This window comes from Paenibacillus nitricinens, assembly GCF_052056485.1.
Classification (GTDB): Bacteria; Bacillota; Bacilli; order Paenibacillales; family Paenibacillaceae; genus Paenibacillus_AQ; species Paenibacillus_AQ nitricinens.
On record NZ_CP183948.1, the window covers coordinates 4740330 to 4758258 of the forward strand.

The following is a 17929-nucleotide window of genomic DNA, read 5'->3' on the forward strand; positions in this document are numbered from 1 at the left end:
AAAATATACTACGGTTCGGTGCAAAAGTATGACAATAAGAGTTATGATGTCCGAAAAATTGGAAAAAGAGACCAAGAAGTTGAAATAGCTGCAATACAGTCCATAACGATCCCAAACCATCTACTGTCTGCGAACCATTGTGTGCTTCCAGCTAATCCAATTTGTAAAAAAACAGCCAGTCCCAACATCCTGGAACTGGCCATAATCGTTACTCCATAACACTCAACAGATTGAGGATCATCTGTGCACTTTCAGCACGTGTGCCGTTTTGCTTCGGAGCAAATTGTGCTACAGCACGTCCCTGCATCAATCCAAGTCTGTACACCTCGCTGATAGCCTCTTGAGCCCATTGCGGTGCAGTGTCAATATCATTAAATGCTGAAACGTTAAGACTAGCTACAGATACGCTGTTCTTGGCGTGTGCATATGCACGAGCCAGCATCGCTGCCATCTCTTGACGAGAGATCCTGGCATCCGGTTCAAACAGTAAAGCGGTCTGACCGTTAACAATTCCAGTTTGTTTTGCTAACCCTACTGCTTCTGCATACCATTTATCAGCAGATACATCAGTGAATCCAGCTTCTGCTTGACCTTTTAAGCCAAGCGCACGGACTAACATCGCTGTAAACTCCGCACGTGTAACCGCACGGTTTGGATCAAAACGATCCACAGCTACCCCCTGTATAAGCTGTTTTGCCGCAAGCTGCTTCACAGTAAAGTAAGCCCAGTGATCCGACTTCAGATCATTAAATGTTTTTTCATATTCTAATACAACGTATTTACTAAAATGACTGACAGCAGCAGATAGATAACCATTCATCCATGTACTGCTCATATACTCCAACTTGCCAGCATCATCCATAAAATAAATACCCAGTAAGCTTTGCTCTACATTCGCACCGACCTTAAATGAAATCGTGATCGGCTCTGCAAACTGTCTTAATGAGAAGGACTGGCCATTCTCTGTGAGGATGCTGAGCGACCATTCTCGCAGATCACTTTTCGCTCTTAATTGTGCTCCAGCTAGAGTTCCTGCACGATCCAACAGATCCACGGCTGTATTACTAGCTAAAGTGTTCAACCGTAGTGAAATCGTACTCTTGGCAAGAGCCTCAGCTGAGACTAGCTTACTTAGGTCTGTCATTACTGAAGCAGGAATCGTAACGGATAAATCCTGCATAACCACTCTAAGCGGTGCGCGTCCATGTAGCTCTGCTGCATTGCCTGGTAAAAGCAACTCCGTAACCGAACCGGCAACTGAAACCACAACTTCACCTTGAGCATTCTTGTTCTCTGACAGCTGAGAGGCTGTTATGGTTACTACACCCGCTTGTGCAGATGCCGACGGAGTTAGTGTCGGTGTAGCAGTCGGCTTTGGTGTCACCGCAGGTCCCGGCACCCAGCCTCCTGGTGTTGGCTCTGGACTTGGTGTTGGTTCCGGTGTTCGTTCCGGTGTTGGCTCTGGGCTTGGTGTCGGACGCGTACCTGGCGTGCTTTCAGTCACTGTCAAAATATATTCAGTGCTGAACCCCTTATAAACAGCGCTGACTTTTGTTATACCAGCACTCCATGCATGAAGCTCCCCATTCTCACTAATCATTGCAATAGAATGATCAGATGTATCATACCTTACGCCTTCGACCAATTCTTGCTTACTCCCGTCACTATATACCGCCTGAACAACAACGGAGCCTTTATTTCCTTGTTCCAGCGAATCCGGCCCTTTTATCGTTATTTCTGTAAGAATAGGAGCCTCATCATTTGTTACGACGAGGCTATACTCCGAGGCGAACTCCCTGTAAGTTACTGAGATCACAGTGGAGCCTTCCTGATGAGCCTGGACCAAGCCCTGTTCATTGATTGTAGCAATATGCTCATTCGAGCTGGAATAATGAAGTCCATCCAATATTGGGATTCGTTTACCGGATGCATAGACAGCTTCGGTGACTGTCTGGTCGGCCTTTGCTGGTTTAAGTTGTCCTTTGCCCTGAAGCTTAATCGCTTGCAGCGCATCTACCGTTATCTTACTTTCCGCAAAAATATTCGGGTAACCTGCCACTGTGACTCTCACCTTAGCTGTCCCTGGTTTTAGCGCTGTAACCAAGCCATTTCCATCTACGGTAACTACTGATTCTGCCCTTTCAGGAACGATGGACCACAGTTTTATCAGATGATTAGCCTCATCCGGCACTACCTTAGCTTGCAATTGCAGACTAGCACCAGGCTCAAGCTCAATAGCTGTTTGATCCAGCGTAATGGATTTTGGAACAAAATTTCCGATCACTAAACGGTCAATTTCTACACCGTCTACCGTTCTTGCCGTAACCGTAATCTCGTTCTTCCCAATCTCAACAGCCGTATAGATTTGCTCATCTTCGTCATATATTTTTTCCTGCCAAAAACGTGGCGTCAGCGCATAGAACTTAGGACCGGAGGAACCGCCGATAACATATCGTGTGCCTTCGCCTTCTGCTACCTGCTTACCATCCTTCATTGGAAAAGTCCGCAAGTAAATATGATCATGACCGTTCATCACTAGATCCACATTATGCTTATCAAACACCGGCACCCACTTTGCTTGCACCTGTTCATTCGAATAGATGCTGCCATAGGGCCCTTGATGGAAAAAAATCACCTTCCACTTTTTATCTGTAGCGGATAGATCCTGATCCAGCCACTCTGCCTGTTCAGTGTATGGAGCACCTGAATGCTCTGTATTCATAACCACAAAATGTGTATCCTGAATGTCAAAAGAATAATTCGTACCTTTTACGCTCGCCGCACCGTTTTGCGGGTTATTGAATTGCGCCAGGTAATCCCCATCGCCATTGGTTCCCATCACTTCATGGTTCCCGATAATCGGAACAAGCGTGGTATTCATCAGCTGCTTTTGGGCTGCATCGAACCACCAGTTCCACTGCTCTTGTTCAAAGCCTTTATCCACCATATCTCCAGCGTGGACCAGCATTTCAGCATCCGGCATATAGGCAAAAGCAGCCTCAATCGTATTGCCCCAAAGACCAAATCCAGCTTTAGAATCTGCTTGGGAATCTCCGATAAACAGGAATTTTGTAGAAGTGTCCTCACCACCACTTGTAACAAAAGATCCTTGCTCACTTACATTTAACTCGTTATCCCCCACACGGTATACATATTCTGTTCCAGGGATAAGCCCTACTGCCTCTGCTTTATGAACTCGCATGGTTCCATCATTATTGGTGTTGTAGATAGAACTGCTGCCAGTAATTTTTGTTACATTCGCGGCTTGAAAGCTTGTGAACTCTGCTTTTTTCACAAGTTCTACTACAGTATTCACGGTTAGCGGTTCTGTCTGCCAAGTGAATTGGCGAGAAGTCGCTGCATCTTGACCCATCGTAACATTAACATTACGAGGAGCAGCAGTACCGTCATATGGAGCAACCTTGAACGTCATTACAGGACTATAAGTATTTCCTTTTACCGCCTGCAATTTAAAAGTTCCTTCAGCTGAAGTGACAAAGCCAGTTGTAAGTGTCCCACTTCCCCCTGAAGTTGCGCCTTGTACCTCCAATCCATCGAACAGCAGCTTCGCACCTTCAACAACACTTCCATTCAGATCTTTTACCGCAAAAGACGCATCAAAGCCCTTCGCAAGATCATAATGGTTCCAAGTGAGCATCAACTGTGTCTTTACAACAGATTCAACAGCCGCTCCAATAAAAGAAATAGGAACCCCGGTACCTTCTGTCGAAGTTACAGAACCGGATGTATTTTCAATTACAAAAGGTTTGCTTGTATCCCCAGCCAGCTGCTCCTGAGTAAAAGGACCCGCATAATCATTTCGAACCGTATATTGAATTTGTCCGATTAGATCCATATCTCCTAAATTAGAGGAATTGATATTCGTTAAGTTAAGACGCACTGTGCCCAAAGCTGGATCAATGATCGACTCTATTTGCGTTTCTGATACCTTATCCCCCCGAATTACCTGCAAATCTTTAACTGCAGCCGGATTAAAAGCAAACGTAAGATTTCCTTCCTTCAGCTTGCCCGCTTTCTCAGCCGTTACGTCCAAAGTGTAAGTATTCCCGGCATATACTACTTCTGGTGTTTTGTACACATAGAACGGAGAGCCCAAATTTACTGTGAAATACCATTCTTTTATCGTCTGGTTACCGCTCAAATCGCGAATCGCAACTTTCACTTTATGACGGCCTTCTGTAAGTGGAACCTTTGGTTTATAAGTAATCTGACCTTTTGGAGGATAAAAGCCATGCTCCACCAATTGATCGTCCACATACACTCGTGTTTTGTCCGGATCGATTAAGGTCGTTCCCGGATGCACCACTGGATCATAACCATCATCCTCACCATTGACGGAAAGAGTCGGCGAAGCTGTTTTGACAATTTCGTTCACGCCAGGATAGGCATCTTTAAGCACAGGAGGTGTTCTATCCTCCTCTATCGGACCATAAATGGCACGAATATCATCAACGTAAATAGCACCCGCGCTCTTGTTAAGATTGCTTGTCTCCATATAGCGGACAGGCATATCCATCGTTAACGGGGTGGCTTTCCCCTTAGGCACGGATACTTCGACGTATTTCCAACCCGTCCAGTTCACACCATTTACCTGATCGGTAAAATCCACGGGCACTGCTGCATTATTGCCATCACGAATTTGTCCCCGCAGCCAGTGTTTTTTGCCATCTCCGTAGATCCACATACTAATTTTCTCAGGATACCCCGGAATCTGAATCCGATTGGCAGTTGAGCCTGCGGCTAAATAAGCACCCGATGTGCCCGTTTTATTAACAAAATCATATTCCAGCTTCAAGGCTTTAGCCCCATTGCGGACAAAATCCTGATCTGTCACTTCCTGAATTGTTACACTGTTAGCTGCTGCACTGGAGGCAATATATTTATCAATGCCATTCTCAAAATCCTCCAGCATTACAGGCGGCAACCCCACATTTACTTCAAAAGAGGTCTGGGCGTCCCCGTACTTAGCATAAATCTTCCCGTTCTTCCCGTTTTCACTCGTCGCTTGAAACAGACCTTTCTCATCTACAGTTCCAATCTCGCCCTCAACCCGCCATTCAAAACTATGGTTGTCGGCTTGAATTACCTGTCCATTCCGTAGCGCCTTCACAGTTAATTGCGCAGCAGCACCTGAAGAATAAGTTTTGATCTCATCAGGAAAACTAAGGTCTGTGAGCTTATCCACGACTTCGATTTCCCCACTGCCTTTGACTGCCCCAGCCTCTACAATTACCGTCCCTATGCCGGCAGTGGTTCCTGCGGTGAAGACTCCGTTCGCATCGACAGTACCAAGGTTAGCGTCCACCTGCCAATTCAAAGTACCCGAATAAGGTGCTGGATGGCCGTTCTCGTCCACTCCTGCTGCTTTGAACATTAAGCTGGAGCCTTGCAAAATACGTTCCGCATTCGGCTGTATAACCAGCTTAGAAGCTGTAAATTGCTCTGGGGCTGTGTTGACGACCAGCAAACCGTTGCCGGTTTTACGTTCATAGCCATCAGAGCCCTGATTCATCATTTTGACACCAGGTGCACCCGGCATTCTGGCCACAAAAGTAGAAGAGCCGCCTCCATCCAGATTCATGGCGTTCACTACGCCCATATCCTTCAGAATGTAGCCTAGCTCATCGGTATCTACACCTTCGCTAAAACCTGGAGATCTTCCATCCACTTCGAATAGAACGAGACTTCCGTCCGCTTTTGTCCCAATGGCTGTACGTGGATGAATTCCTAAAGGCCCTACACCTTGTTGAACTATTCCGTCTTTTACCAGCGGCCCCTCGCCGCCAATGGCTACCTTCACATCATTCCATTCTCCGCTAAGCGCAAAGGTCGCAGTAACGTTATCGCCAACCGATAACCCCTGCAGAACAGCACGAGACGTTCCGTTAGCAGACAAAACTACTTTTCCTTTGGTAAGCGGCGTATTGCCTTGATTGTTGCGAATCTCAGATACCTTCAGCTTCAAGGTCTGGCCGCTCTTCACTTCTCCCTCGACAATATCTAGAACAACCTCGTCACCCTCATTGGTCGACTTTGTAGTTGTATTATAATCTTCCGTATAAAGAACCAGCTCATTCGTATTCCGATATCGGTTGATGCTGGTTAAATTCGTTGTTTTTCCATTAATCGTTACGTTCTTGGTCAGCTTCGGCACCCCATAAATCGAGCTGCCATCTTCTTTTAAACCGAAAGTAAAAGCTGAAATCGAACTGTTCAGGATTACACCATCGTCCATAAATAATCCATTCGGAACACCTGTGGCAAAACCGGAGATTTCATAAAAATCACCGTTAATTCCTGCGATCACCCGGTTTCCAGGCGAATCCGCATAAGCGGCCATTTCTGTAACACCCTTCATACCGTATACCTTTCCATCCTTCTTACCTGCCCGCAGTTCTAAATGGCCTTGCCCTGGATTGAACTCCACTGCATGAATCTTTTGTAAACCACGTTCATTCTGAAGATCCATCCAGGTGTACATCGCCCCAGGTGCAAGCTCTGTTTGCCGCACATCAATAACGGTTCCGTAGTTTGTTGCTGGTAAATCAGAAATGGAAGCGTGAACAAATACTCCCGGCTGCAACAACGAAATCAACAAAACAAAAATAACTGCCATATTAATTTGCCTTAGATACCTTCTCACTGTGTTGACATCCTCCCCACTTGGCTGTCCTAATAACTATTCTGAGCTTGGACAACATCATAGGGTTTATATTAACTAGGAAGCGTAAAGGTTAGATAAAATTTACCAAGGCATACTGTTAACTTCTTCTAATCCCCTCCTCAAATTCATGTTTCAACCTGTTGATGAATCTTCTGACCGTTTTCGATCCTTGTTTAGAAGCTGAAACAATGGACCCCGGAGTATTATGATCTGTTGATCGTAGCTCGATTGTCTTCATAATCTTCTGAGAACCCTCAAATGTTTTTAGAAAAGAATAATCCATCCCAATCGTGATCGCGAGTCCTGACGCCACTGCATTGTCAATGGCACGGGTGTTATTGCTTGTAAAAAGAATATTCATCGGCCCGACTTCCAGTAAATAACGCTCCACAAAGTCCTGTATGTAATGATCATCGTATAAAACCAACGTCTGGCCCACTAACTGTTCGGGCGTAATTATTGTATTTAAAGCTAGTGGTGATTGAGGATGTACGCCTACAACAATCTTACCTTCCATTAATTCCTCGAATACGACCCCTTTATGTTTCTCTGATAAACCCTCTGGCGAGACCATCAGTCCGATATCCATTTCATCCTGAAGCACATTATCCAGAATTTCTTTAGGTCCCTTTTCAAAAATCTCTATATTCACATTTGGAAAATCCGCTTTAAAACCGGATACGACCTTCACGATTAGGTGCATAGGTCCCGGAATCGTAGCAATCTTCAAATGACCACTAAGCGCATCGCTGTAGATCTGTGCTTCAGCTTTTAATTCATTTACTTTCATCAAGACTTCATTTGCTTTGCTGATAATAGCTTGTCCCTCTGCTGTAGGAACTGCTCGTTGGCCTCGCGAACGAATGAACAAAGTAACTCCAAGCTCCGCTTCCAGCAGTGTTATGGACTGGCTTATGGCAGACAGGGTAATATGACGATTCTGAGCAGCTTTGGTTAGTGAACCAATCTTTGCGACTTCTACGATATTCTCGCATTGCTCTAAATTCATTTGAATCACTCCCTAAGTTAATATTTACTTAACACCTATTAAATTTACTTAAATTTTAATTAATTTAGACAAGTGCTACAATGTAAATAAGTTAGTAAATAACCTTTTCACCTTATGAACCTATATTTCTAGTATAACTATATTTCTCGAGGAGGAGTCCCAAATGACAGACAAAAGAGTAGCCGTAATTACAGGTGGAGCCAGTGGAATCGGGAAACAAACCGCAATTAAATTTGCAAGTAAAGGTGATCAAGTGGTCGTTGCCGATTTCAATCAACAATTAGGTGAAGAAACGGTCGCACAGATTATCAAGGATGGTGGCGAAGCTATTTTCGTAAAAACGGATGTTTCAAAATACGAAGAGGTAGAAGCACTGGTTGAGAAAACCGTTGCCACATATGGAAGAATTGATGTTATGTTCAACAATGCCGGGATCGGCCGCGTCACTCCTGTACTAGACCAAGACCTTAAGGATTATCATAGTGTTATTAATGTCAATCAGCATGGTGTTGCCCACGGTATTATCGCAGCAGGTAAAAAAATGCGTGAGCTCGGCATCAAAGGGGTCATCATCAATACAGCTTCTGTATTTGGATTCCTAGCTTCCCCAGGTACATTCGCATATCACGCTTCTAAAGGTGCGGTCATTATGATGACTAAATCCGCAGCACTTGAAATGTCCGTTCATGGCATCCGCGTGCTTGCCGTTGCTCCAGGCGCTGTAGATACGCCTATTATCCAAGGATATAAAGATCAAGGAATGGTCGACCAGATGAAGAGCAAAGTAATGGGTAACAAATTAACATTGCCTGAACAAGTTGCAGACACTGTATACTTGCTCTCCTTACCAGAAGCTAGTGCAATTAACGGTAGTGTTGTAATGGCTGATGAAGGTTATGCTTCATTTAAATAAAATTTTTTAGGCAAAAAAGTCCAAGGCTTCCCTTCATGGGAGGTCCTTGGACTTTTTATCGTATTCAATTATTCCCAGGACCGCTCCTCATTGATCTCAAGCTTACGTTTAAAAGCCTGCTCCAGATCAATGCCTAGCTTATTGGCTAAATCAAAAATATTCCACACTACATCGTACATTTCAAATCCCAAGTTTTCTTTCTTCTCTGCACCGGGGTCGAAGGATACGGATAGCACTTCTTTGGACAATTCCCCTACTTCAGTCATTAAGTACAGCATTCTCTGCTCGATGGAGCTCGTGTCAAAACCTTTGGTTTCACTGAACTTCTTCACATACTGTTGAAACTCAGATGTATTCATTTCGTTACGCCTCGCTTTTAGGGTATAAAGTTATGTAAAGTAATTAGTTCTGCTATTTCTCTAATTATCATCCTTTTGGTCAAAGAACACAACCTCCTCAACGCGCTGATATTAACGCCATTATTGCGTCTAACTCCGCCTGATATATCGGTCATTCCACCACACAATCCGCAGGTTCGCAGCCAATTTCGTCGTCGAATGTTTGAGTACGGATAAGCCGCACCAGTAATGGCGAGACTCTTCGTCATTATTCATTTATTATTCGCCAAGTTGCTCCTTGAGCTGCGCAATTTCTGTTTCCATGAAGGCAACACGTTTATTCAACTCCGCGATATAGTTTCTTCGAGCCTCTTGGTCTGCTGCGCTTGTTAGGTCGGCCGCAGTAGTTTCCACCAGTTGGATGGCTTCTTTGAGAACTTGAACGCTTGATTCTGCCCCTGCCAATCTTTCCCGGAGTTTAGCAGCTGCAATACTTGCTTTTAGTGCTGCCTTCTCAGTCTCCTTACTCTCCAATATTATCGTCTTTCCTTCAACCGTTAACCCTGCTCCGGTCGCTTCGGACATCGTGCGCACAGGTACGTAGGCCGAGTTATTTACTACAATCGCATCTGCAATCTTCTTTCCGTCTTGTTTTATCGTATACATTCCGGAAACTTTAGCGCCAATTAACGACGAGCTCGCTGCGAATCCTATTGAACCACCAAGTAACAACGCGGCTGCTACAATTCCTACTATTTTCTTCTTCATGTCTACGACCTCCTGAATTTATTATTCTTCCAATTATAACCAATAGATTCGTAACATGAAAGATATACTAAGAGACTCTGCCACAGCCAACACAACTACTGGCCGTATGTAATCTTGCTATAAGAAGCCATCTGAGTATGTCTGATTCTATTTTTCTAAGTTGTGTTTTTCGATTTCACAAACAACTTTATTTCGAAATGATTGAAGTTGTATGTAAACAGTGTTACTCTATCAACGGTAAACTCAAAATCTATGATCTTCAATCCTTCTATTCATATTCACTAATTTAGTTATAAAGAAAGGTAATACTATGATAAAAGTTGATAACTTATCCTTCGCATTTCCGCAAAAAGAACTATATAAAAACATTTCATTTACGTTAGAAGAAGCACAACATTGCGCTTTTATAGGAACAAGTGGCAGTGGTAAAAGTACACTGATCGATATACTGATGGATCCAGAAAAATATTTGTTCGAAGGCAAGCTAGAAATTGACCCAACCTGCAAAATTGGATATGTAAGTCAGTTCTCACAAGTAGACAGAACTAAAGAAACAACCGTTTTTGAATATATAGGAGAAGAATTTATTAAGATACAAAATGAAATAACAGGTATTCTCAGTGAAATGGAAACATCATCAGATATTGATTCATTACTCGAAAAGTATCAATTAGCTCTAGATGCCTTTGATTTAATGGATGGAAATGATTTTGAAAGCAATATTAATAAGAAACTAAATTTGGCCAACCTTTTAAAGCTAAAAGATGCTAGGGTATCCGACCTAAGTGGTGGGGAATTCAAGCTTATTCAAGTGATGAAGGAAATGCTCACTAGTCCAGACTTAATGATTATGGATGAGCCCGATGTATTTTTAGATTTTGAAAATCTAAATGCACTTAAAAATCTTATTAATGCTCACAAAGGAATATTGCTAGTTGTTACGCATAACCGTTATCTATTGAATCATTGTTTTAACAAAATTATACACCTTGAAAACATGGAGATCCAAGAGTTCGATGGGCGATATATTGAGTATAACTTCTCATTACTTCAGACAAAAATTGAGTTACAAGAAATCGCAGTCGCTGAACAAGAAGAAATTGAGAGATACGATGACATTATTGATAATCTTAGAGCGATCGCAACCTATAATTCAGAAGCATCTAGAGGGAGAGCGTTAAAAGCTAGGGTTAAGTTTCAAGAAAGATTGGAAGCGCGAAAAATTAAAGCGCCATTCGTTGATATAAAGCAACCGGAAATCAGTTTTGGTGTGGACAATGAAATTGAAGAAGACATCACTGTTTTAAATGTGAATAATTATAGTGTTTCCTTTGATGAGTTGATTTTAGAAAATGTTAACTTTGAGATGAAACCTACAGATAAAGTAGCCCTTATCGGTCCAAACGGTACCGGAAAAACGACTTTACTCCGAGATATCTTTAAAAATAATCATGATTCAATTGAAATAAATGCTGATATTAAAGTGGCTTATCTTTCTCAGCTTCAAGACGAAGTGCTAAAGGATTCTAATACCATACTAGAAGACTTCATCGATGCTGGGTTTGCAACTTATGATGAGATTAGAGCACATCTTTCAAACTATGGCTTTGAAGGAGAAATTCTTAATCAAAAGGTAGAATCTTTATCTGGTGGCGAAAAAAATATACTGCAATTGGCAAAAGTTTCTGCTAGCAAAGCAAACTTATTGCTTCTTGATGAACCGACAAGCCATTTAGACACCTATACACAAATCGCACTGGAGAAAGCCATTGAAGATTATAAAGGTGCGATTCTCATGATTTCTCATGATTTCTATTCTGTAGTAAATGGTATGGATTATGTATTAATCATTGACGATAAGACGATTAGAAAAATGAGTATGCGAAAATTCAGAAAGATGATTTATGCCAGTCATTTTGATAAAGACTATTTAGAAAATGAACAAAATAAAAAAGCAGTTGAAACGAAAATAGAATTGGCATTAAAAGACAATAATTTTGAACTTGCAAAAGGTATGGTTGACGAGCTAGAAGAGCTGATTAAGCTGCTTTAAACTACAACCCTCTGGTGGGAAAATGTCTAAAAAAAGACACTGATGAATAAGATTGAAGTGCTCCCTGTCAAGTGGACAGTGTAAAAAACAAAAATAGTTAGTTTAGATACCTCAGCTCGTATTACTAGAGCTGAGGTATTTTCGTTATGCAGCTCGTCGGTATTCGTTAGGTGACAAGCCATCCAAACATTCTGTATAGCGGTAATTATTGTAGTAGTGAATATATTTGCTAACCTCCGTGAGGACTTCTTCATAGGTATCAAATTTTGTAAGATAATAGCTTTCTGCCTTGTAAGTACCCCAAAAACGCTCAATAGGTTGGTTATCCAAACATCGGCTCACACGAGACATGCTTTTCTTAAATCCGTATTTCACATGAAGTCGGTTATACTCATGTGACGTGTACTGGAAACCTCTGTCGCTTTGTAGAAGAGGAGATACGCCAGGATTCTTCGCGTAAGCCCTTTTCAACGTATCCATCACGAGTTTATTGTTGTTGGAATGGCTTAATACCCATGAAACAATGGAATTATCATATACATCAATAATGGCACTCAAATAGGCTTTGCGCCCATTCCCGTACTTCAGTTCTGTCACATCTGTACACCATTTTGAATTAGGGGAATTGGCATCAAAGTTACGGTTCATTACATTTTCAGCTACATGGATCTCCGTAGCTTTCACATAACTTGCTCGTTTTCTGCGAATGACTGCTTTAAGCCCAAGAGCACACATAATTCGGTAATAACGCTTTTTGTTGTACTGCTTTTTGAGCTTTCGGTTTAATTGCGTGCGCATTTGACGGTAGCCAAGAATCCCTTTTCGCTTGTCATATCGTAGCTTTACTTCTTTCGCTAACGTACGAGTTTCAAGTTCTATGCAAGAGGGTTTCCATTTTAACCACTTGTAATAGGCAGATCGAGCAACCCCAGCTAACGCACACAACTTCGTAATTGCGTGACCTTTTTCTTTGTTCAGTTCTTGAATCGCTTGATACAAGTTTACTTGTCGAACGAGGGTTAGCGTGTATTTCGTCGCTTGATCTCTGCCAACTTTTTTGCGAAGTCATTCTCCATCTCTAGGTATTCATTTCGCGCTTCTAGCTCTTTAATCCGTAGCTTAAGACGTTCATGCTCCTCTAGTTCTTCTACAGGCTTTTTACGACCTCGATTGTCCTGAAGAGCTTCCTCACGGCCAGCTTGATATTTCCGAACCCATGCGTAAACTTGCTGATAAGATACACCGTATTTTTCAATCGCTTTCTGATAATCCAATTCATTAGCGATGGTATATTGTGCAATTTCAATACGTTCTTCGAAAGTTGTTTTACGTCCTTTGTTCATATGAGATAGTCCTTTTCCTTTATGTGTAGGTTTTAATTCTATCTCATTAGTATACTTGGTAATCCATTTGATCAAAACACTTCTACTTGAAATATGATGCTTGTTTGTCGCCTCTTCAACGGAGAAACGACCAGACAACACTTCGTTAACAGCAGCCAGTTTGAATTCCTTTGAGTATGTTTTCCATGTTCTCGATTCCTTTAACCCGTCCAAACCATCTGCTTTATATTTCCTAATCCATTCTCTAACCGTGTGCGAACTAAGACCTCGCTGTTTTGCCTCATAGTTTGGATTCGACTTGTGCTCAAGGCACAGCCGTACGACATGTAATTTTACTTCTAAAGATGCTGGACTTCTTTTAGACATTAGAAAAACTCCCGTCATTGTAGCAGTAGAAGTTTTTGTTTTTTCTACTGTCTACTATGACGGGAGCATATCAGATCTCAGTGTATTTTTGCTGCATTATACCGAGCATACGTTTTTTGAGAAGGAAATATTTTCTGACTATTCATTTTAAATTACTACCAAATTTATAATACAACGCAAATAATAAACGCCATTCCATATCAACGGTATTTTCAGAATCGCATTCATTTAATCAGTAATTTTTTTAAGCTCAAAAATAGTTGCCTCTGATAATAAGATAAGCCTATCGTTATTAACAACAAAAAAACTTAAAGGTATTCCAAGGTTTGTAGAAGGGTCACTTATATTTATTACTTTTACTACATCATTTATATTTAAGTCTGGGATATCTATTTTATATAATCTATAAAAAGAGTCAGAGTTATAACATGTCGCTGTAATCTCATATAATGGTTTTTTTAGTTCATATTGATAAACACTATAGTTTTTAAGTCCTTTTGATGAAAAAAAGTCTTTTTTGATGATAATTTCATCGCCAATGAATTTTTGCCCTGTTGGATATTCAGAAGCATCATTATATGAATTTGCAAAACCTAAAAGCTTCTCAACTTTCCAAGTTCCATAGAAATTTCTTTCAGTTTCACTATCCAAATTTATACTTTCTTGAGCACAATATACGGATGTGTTTTTTGGAATAATAGACTCATCCGTTTCAGATTTAGGCTCACTAGAAGGATTTGGATTTGATGTCATTTCAACATTTTCATTAGTCGATGCTAACATCAACATTATCATAATACAAACCAATAATATTTTTTCCACATTTCACACTCCCACTATTTTTTCTAGTTCATATGTCTCCTTTTAGATAAAATATTTGTTTTATCAGATGCTAAATTGTTCCATTAGAATCTCTATAATCAACTCTATTGAAGAAAGTTAACATTATCAATCTGAAATTCAAAATCAGTCATAAACAAAAACTCCTTTATTGGATTTACCGAACCCAATAAAGGAGTGAAATTTATACTTATACAAAGAAGAAATTGATTGGCTTTAAATTACCCAAAGAGAAGTTTGTAGGCAAAATTGTTTTAGCCTAAACACCTACAAGCAACCCACAATCCCTTACCACGCACTGCCCCTAACCCTTTCAACTAACCTTATGCTCAATCCGCAGCTTGTCAGCACCATGGCAATAAATTCCGAGTTAGTAGGCTTAGATTTGGAGATATTAATGGTGTAGCCGAATAAATGGCTGATGGAATCGATGTTGCCGCCTAGAGCCGTAAGGGTTTCTAAGTTTTGTTCCTTTCTACAATTCCCATCTCACTAGGTATTTATAGGTTTAATGACCATAATTTATTGGTCTGTGAATATTGTATTATGGGTAGGGTATGAACGCAAGTTCAAAGCCTATAAACTCATAAAATCAATCGAAAATATAAGAAGAATATATTACGAAATCACTATAATTTCTAATTCTATGTAATATGACAGTTTCTACATAAAACACTCATATCAAACCTCATTTGACTTTAACTAAACAAACCTTTCAATATTAGTTTTTATTTGTAACTATCATTTCTTATACTTCTGCTACCTCAGTTTAAATTGAATCAAAACAATAATATGACTATAAGATAGAAAAATTATAAATATCATTTTAAAACTAACACTACTTATTCCATAAATTATAAATTAACACTTTCATACCTATATATTAAAAAAGCAACCGCTACTCTTATCGTAAAATTGGCTTTGACAACTAATTTTGATAGGTTCACTGCGTTCACATGATTATGTCTTTCATGCATTAAATGAAACTTTTTATAAAATCCACATAATCATGATTTACATGTTCAACTTTATCTAGTAATTCTCTATTATTATTTTTGTTTTGGAACAGGTAAGATATAGCTACTAGAGTGTCACGAAAGGTATTATTCTTATTGTTATATAAATATCTTAAAACTCTCTTTATTTTCGTTCCATTTATTACTTTATTATATTCCAAGTGCCTACAAACCAAAATATACAAAACAGTAAATTGAGAAGGATTAAATAAGATATATTTCCAATTTTCAATTAATTTCATCAGATCCTTATCACTTAGACCCTTCCATTTTTTAGAAAAAATAATATTATTCAGTACCTTTCTACTGTCTTCTCCATCAATTGATATGTACTTTGTTGTTAACGTCTTATACTTTTTCAAATCTATACCTTCAGACTTTTCTAGCTTACATAACTCCTCTATAAGGTATATCAGATATCCATTATTTAGAATTTCATCAGTTTTAGCTTCAATTATTTTTTCACTAGAAAAAGATATTTCTCCACTATCATAGTTTTGTACCATTAGCTCAAATGCAGACTTATATTCATCTGGGCTTAATAGTTTTGTTTTTGAGGAATTTAACACAAGTTCATCTTTCCATAAGAAATGGCTAATTTCATTCAATAAATTATTAACTTTTTTATTATTAATCTTACCATCCAAATGAATAATGAACATATCATCTACAAACCTAATTAAAAAAAGATCATCTTTTTCCAGAATCTTATTCATACTCTCATCAAAATCAAGCAAATAAAACTGAGACAATATTGAAGATGCAATAGAATAATGTAACTGTGGTAAATGTTCAAATCCACAAAAATCAAAAAAATACTCTAGATCATTAATTATTTCTCGATCTCCTAAATGAGATCTTAATTTACTGATAAGTAGCTTGATTTTAATAGAATTAAAAAAATCTTGTAAATCTAGTTTTAGTACTGGGAATCCAAAATATCTTTCTCTCTCTTTTTGAAATGATCGATAGCTTTTATTAAATTTAGCGTTTTTTTCTATTTCTTTAGTGGAATGTATATCTAATACTCCTGAATAAAATATCTTCATTCTTTCGCTAGAGAAATCAAGTTTACTTTCTCCTTTCAAAAATAAACAAGCTATTTTAAATACTATACATGTGTAATAAGTATAAAACAAAGGGTTTATTAAATGCATATTCCTTGGCGTGAAATGATCACTTTTATATACAAAATCTCTGGATTTATTTAGTTTGTGATTCTTACAAAACTCTATAACATCTTGATTCATTACTTGTTTTATACCTTTTAAACCATAATTGCTTAACACATTTATATTTGCTATAGTTTGGGGATTGTACTTTTTAGTCTTTGACATAGCAAAAATATATTTATAAGATAGTTCCGAAATATCATTTATTTTCACTTCATTATCCCTCCAATAAAGAAATTACCACTACGAATATTGGGATAAAAATAACTAACATATTAAGATACACCAAAAAATTATCAACAGTCATATCTCTAATCTTTTTCATTTTTTTCCTTGATTTTTTATCTTTATCTTTATCTTTATCTTTATCTTTATCTTTATCTTTAATATTATTCTCACTTAAATCACTTAACTCTGTATGCTTTAACGAATTAAACACCCTCTTATTGTTATCTACTGGATCATGGTTCTCATTATTTTTTAATATTGACTGATACTCAAACATAATAATATTAAAAGATTCGATCATTTTTTTCTCATCATAGTTTGCTCCTTTGATATTATTATTTAATATCAGCATTTTCAGTTTCAATATTAAATCTTCTATATCTAGTTGGTGATAATGCGTTCTAAGCGCTCTTTCATTATAATTAAGTTCATTGATATAATATTGCAACAAAATTACATAAATAGAAAATATTCCAGATATTAAACCGAAAATCGGATCCCCAAATTTTTCGAAAATCTCTTTTCCACTAAGAGATAATAATACAAATATTACTGCTTCCATATTTAAGAAGAAAAAAATAAGTTTCCATTTATCGCTATAATTTTTCAATCTAATACTCATTTCAATTCTGTTATTTCTTGTCTTATTCAAAGTTCCTATTTTTTTTTCGATTTGAGGTAAAATTGTGATGTCTTTATATTCTTTTCCCATTAAATTTCACACACCTTCATTTTTGATAATAACGCTTCTCTTATCTAAAATAAAATCACTCTCTCTATTTCATCATTTTTCTTTTTTTTAAGAGTTCACCTTGTTTCTATATCAACTATGAACAATCTCCAATCCAACTACGTTCTCCATTCTTTATCTGCTTGATCTTAGATTATTAAAAAACCACAAAGCTTTCTCAACAGTATTTCGATCAATTTCTACAATTACCAACATTATATTTTGTGATTCCAACATACCATATGTTGGAATACATGAATATAATGTAACGCTCTAAATCACTATTGAATTGCTTGCTATATGTGTACCAGCATTTCGCTTCTACAACAATCACTTTTCAACTGTAAACCTTCCCCATCCGCTCCAACATAACAAAAAGCCACCCATTTAGGAGGCTAGTCTTTAAAATATTATCTACTGCTTTCTGTTTTTCTTCTTCACTAGGCATACTATACCTATGACCATATC

The 17929-nt window shown here is 38.8% G+C and carries 12 protein-coding genes and 1 pseudogene; 2 read left to right on the plus strand and 11 right to left on the minus strand.

Annotated elements, in window-relative coordinates; all coding sequences use genetic code 11:
- Positions 1–41: 41 nt before the first annotated feature.
- The 3 genes from ACN6KS_RS21145 to ACN6KS_RS21155 all read right to left on the minus strand — a co-directional run bounded on the left by ACN6KS_RS21145 (position 42) and on the right by ACN6KS_RS21155 (position 7694).
- Positions 42–203: a hypothetical protein gene (locus ACN6KS_RS21145; RefSeq protein ID WP_341135367.1), complete on the minus strand. Its 162-nt coding sequence runs from the start codon at positions 201–203 to the stop codon at positions 42–44.
- Between the two features lie 5 nt (positions 204–208).
- On the minus strand, positions 209–6664 hold the full coding sequence (locus tag ACN6KS_RS21150; RefSeq protein ID WP_440960413.1) for a phosphodiester glycosidase family protein: 6456 nt from the start codon (positions 6662–6664) through the stop codon (positions 209–211).
- A 118-nt stretch (positions 6665–6782) separates the two neighbouring features.
- Complete coding sequence (locus ACN6KS_RS21155) at positions 6783–7694, minus strand: LysR family transcriptional regulator (RefSeq protein ID WP_440960414.1); 912 nt, start codon at positions 7692–7694, stop codon at positions 6783–6785.
- Between the two features lie 163 nt (positions 7695–7857).
- Between ACN6KS_RS21155 and ACN6KS_RS21160 the strand changes: the two genes are divergently transcribed.
- The gene (locus ACN6KS_RS21160) at positions 7858–8607 is read left to right on the plus strand and encodes an SDR family NAD(P)-dependent oxidoreductase (RefSeq protein WP_042190424.1); all 750 of its coding nucleotides are present in this window, start codon (positions 7858–7860) and stop codon (positions 8605–8607) included.
- A gap of 68 nt (positions 8608–8675) precedes the next feature.
- On the opposite strand, the gene ACN6KS_RS21165 is transcribed toward ACN6KS_RS21160, so the two are convergent.
- Positions 8676–8966 (minus strand): MazG nucleotide pyrophosphohydrolase domain-containing protein, encoded by a 291-nt coding sequence (locus ACN6KS_RS21165; protein ID WP_094873632.1) that lies wholly within the window; start codon positions 8964–8966, stop codon positions 8676–8678.
- A 258-nt stretch (positions 8967–9224) separates the two neighbouring features.
- Positions 9225–9713, minus strand: coding sequence for a hypothetical protein (locus ACN6KS_RS21170; protein WP_094873634.1), 489 nt, complete (start codon positions 9711–9713; stop codon positions 9225–9227).
- A 310-nt stretch (positions 9714–10023) separates the two neighbouring features.
- Here ACN6KS_RS21170 and ACN6KS_RS21175 point away from each other — a divergent pair, with 310 nt between their 5' ends.
- Positions 10024–11766 carry an ABC-F family ATP-binding cassette domain-containing protein gene (locus tag ACN6KS_RS21175; RefSeq protein ID WP_094873636.1) on the plus strand — a complete coding sequence of 581 codons (1743 nt, stop codon included), beginning with the start codon at positions 10024–10026 and terminating at the stop codon, positions 11764–11766.
- A 144-nt stretch (positions 11767–11910) separates the two neighbouring features.
- On the opposite strand, the gene ACN6KS_RS21180 is transcribed toward ACN6KS_RS21175, so the two are convergent.
- From ACN6KS_RS21180 to ACN6KS_RS21205, 6 genes and pseudogenes are all read right to left on the minus strand, one after another.
- A complete protein-coding gene (locus tag ACN6KS_RS21180) occupies positions 11911–12765 on the minus strand; it encodes an IS3 family transposase (RefSeq protein WP_440960415.1) in 855 nt (284 codons plus the stop codon).
- A 20-nt stretch (positions 12766–12785) separates the two neighbouring features.
- Entirely contained in the window at positions 12786–13475 is a 690-nt protein-coding gene (locus ACN6KS_RS21185; protein WP_440960103.1) for a helix-turn-helix domain-containing protein, read from the minus strand.
- 228 nt (positions 13476–13703) lie between these two features.
- Positions 13704–14297, minus strand: coding sequence for a hypothetical protein (locus ACN6KS_RS21190; protein WP_440960416.1), 594 nt, complete (start codon positions 14295–14297; stop codon positions 13704–13706).
- A 331-nt stretch (positions 14298–14628) separates the two neighbouring features.
- Positions 14629–14753, minus strand: a pseudogene (locus ACN6KS_RS21195) (sporulation initiation factor Spo0A C-terminal domain-containing protein); the annotation flags it as partial.
- Between the two features lie 538 nt (positions 14754–15291).
- A complete protein-coding gene (locus tag ACN6KS_RS21200; protein ID WP_440960417.1) occupies positions 15292–16716 on the minus strand; it encodes an RNA-directed DNA polymerase in 1425 nt (474 codons plus the stop codon).
- 4 nt (positions 16717–16720) lie between these two features.
- Positions 16721–17443: an SLATT domain-containing protein gene (locus ACN6KS_RS21205; RefSeq protein ID WP_440960418.1), complete on the minus strand. Its 723-nt coding sequence runs from the start codon at positions 17441–17443 to the stop codon at positions 16721–16723.
- Positions 17444–17929: the final 486 nt, after the last annotated feature.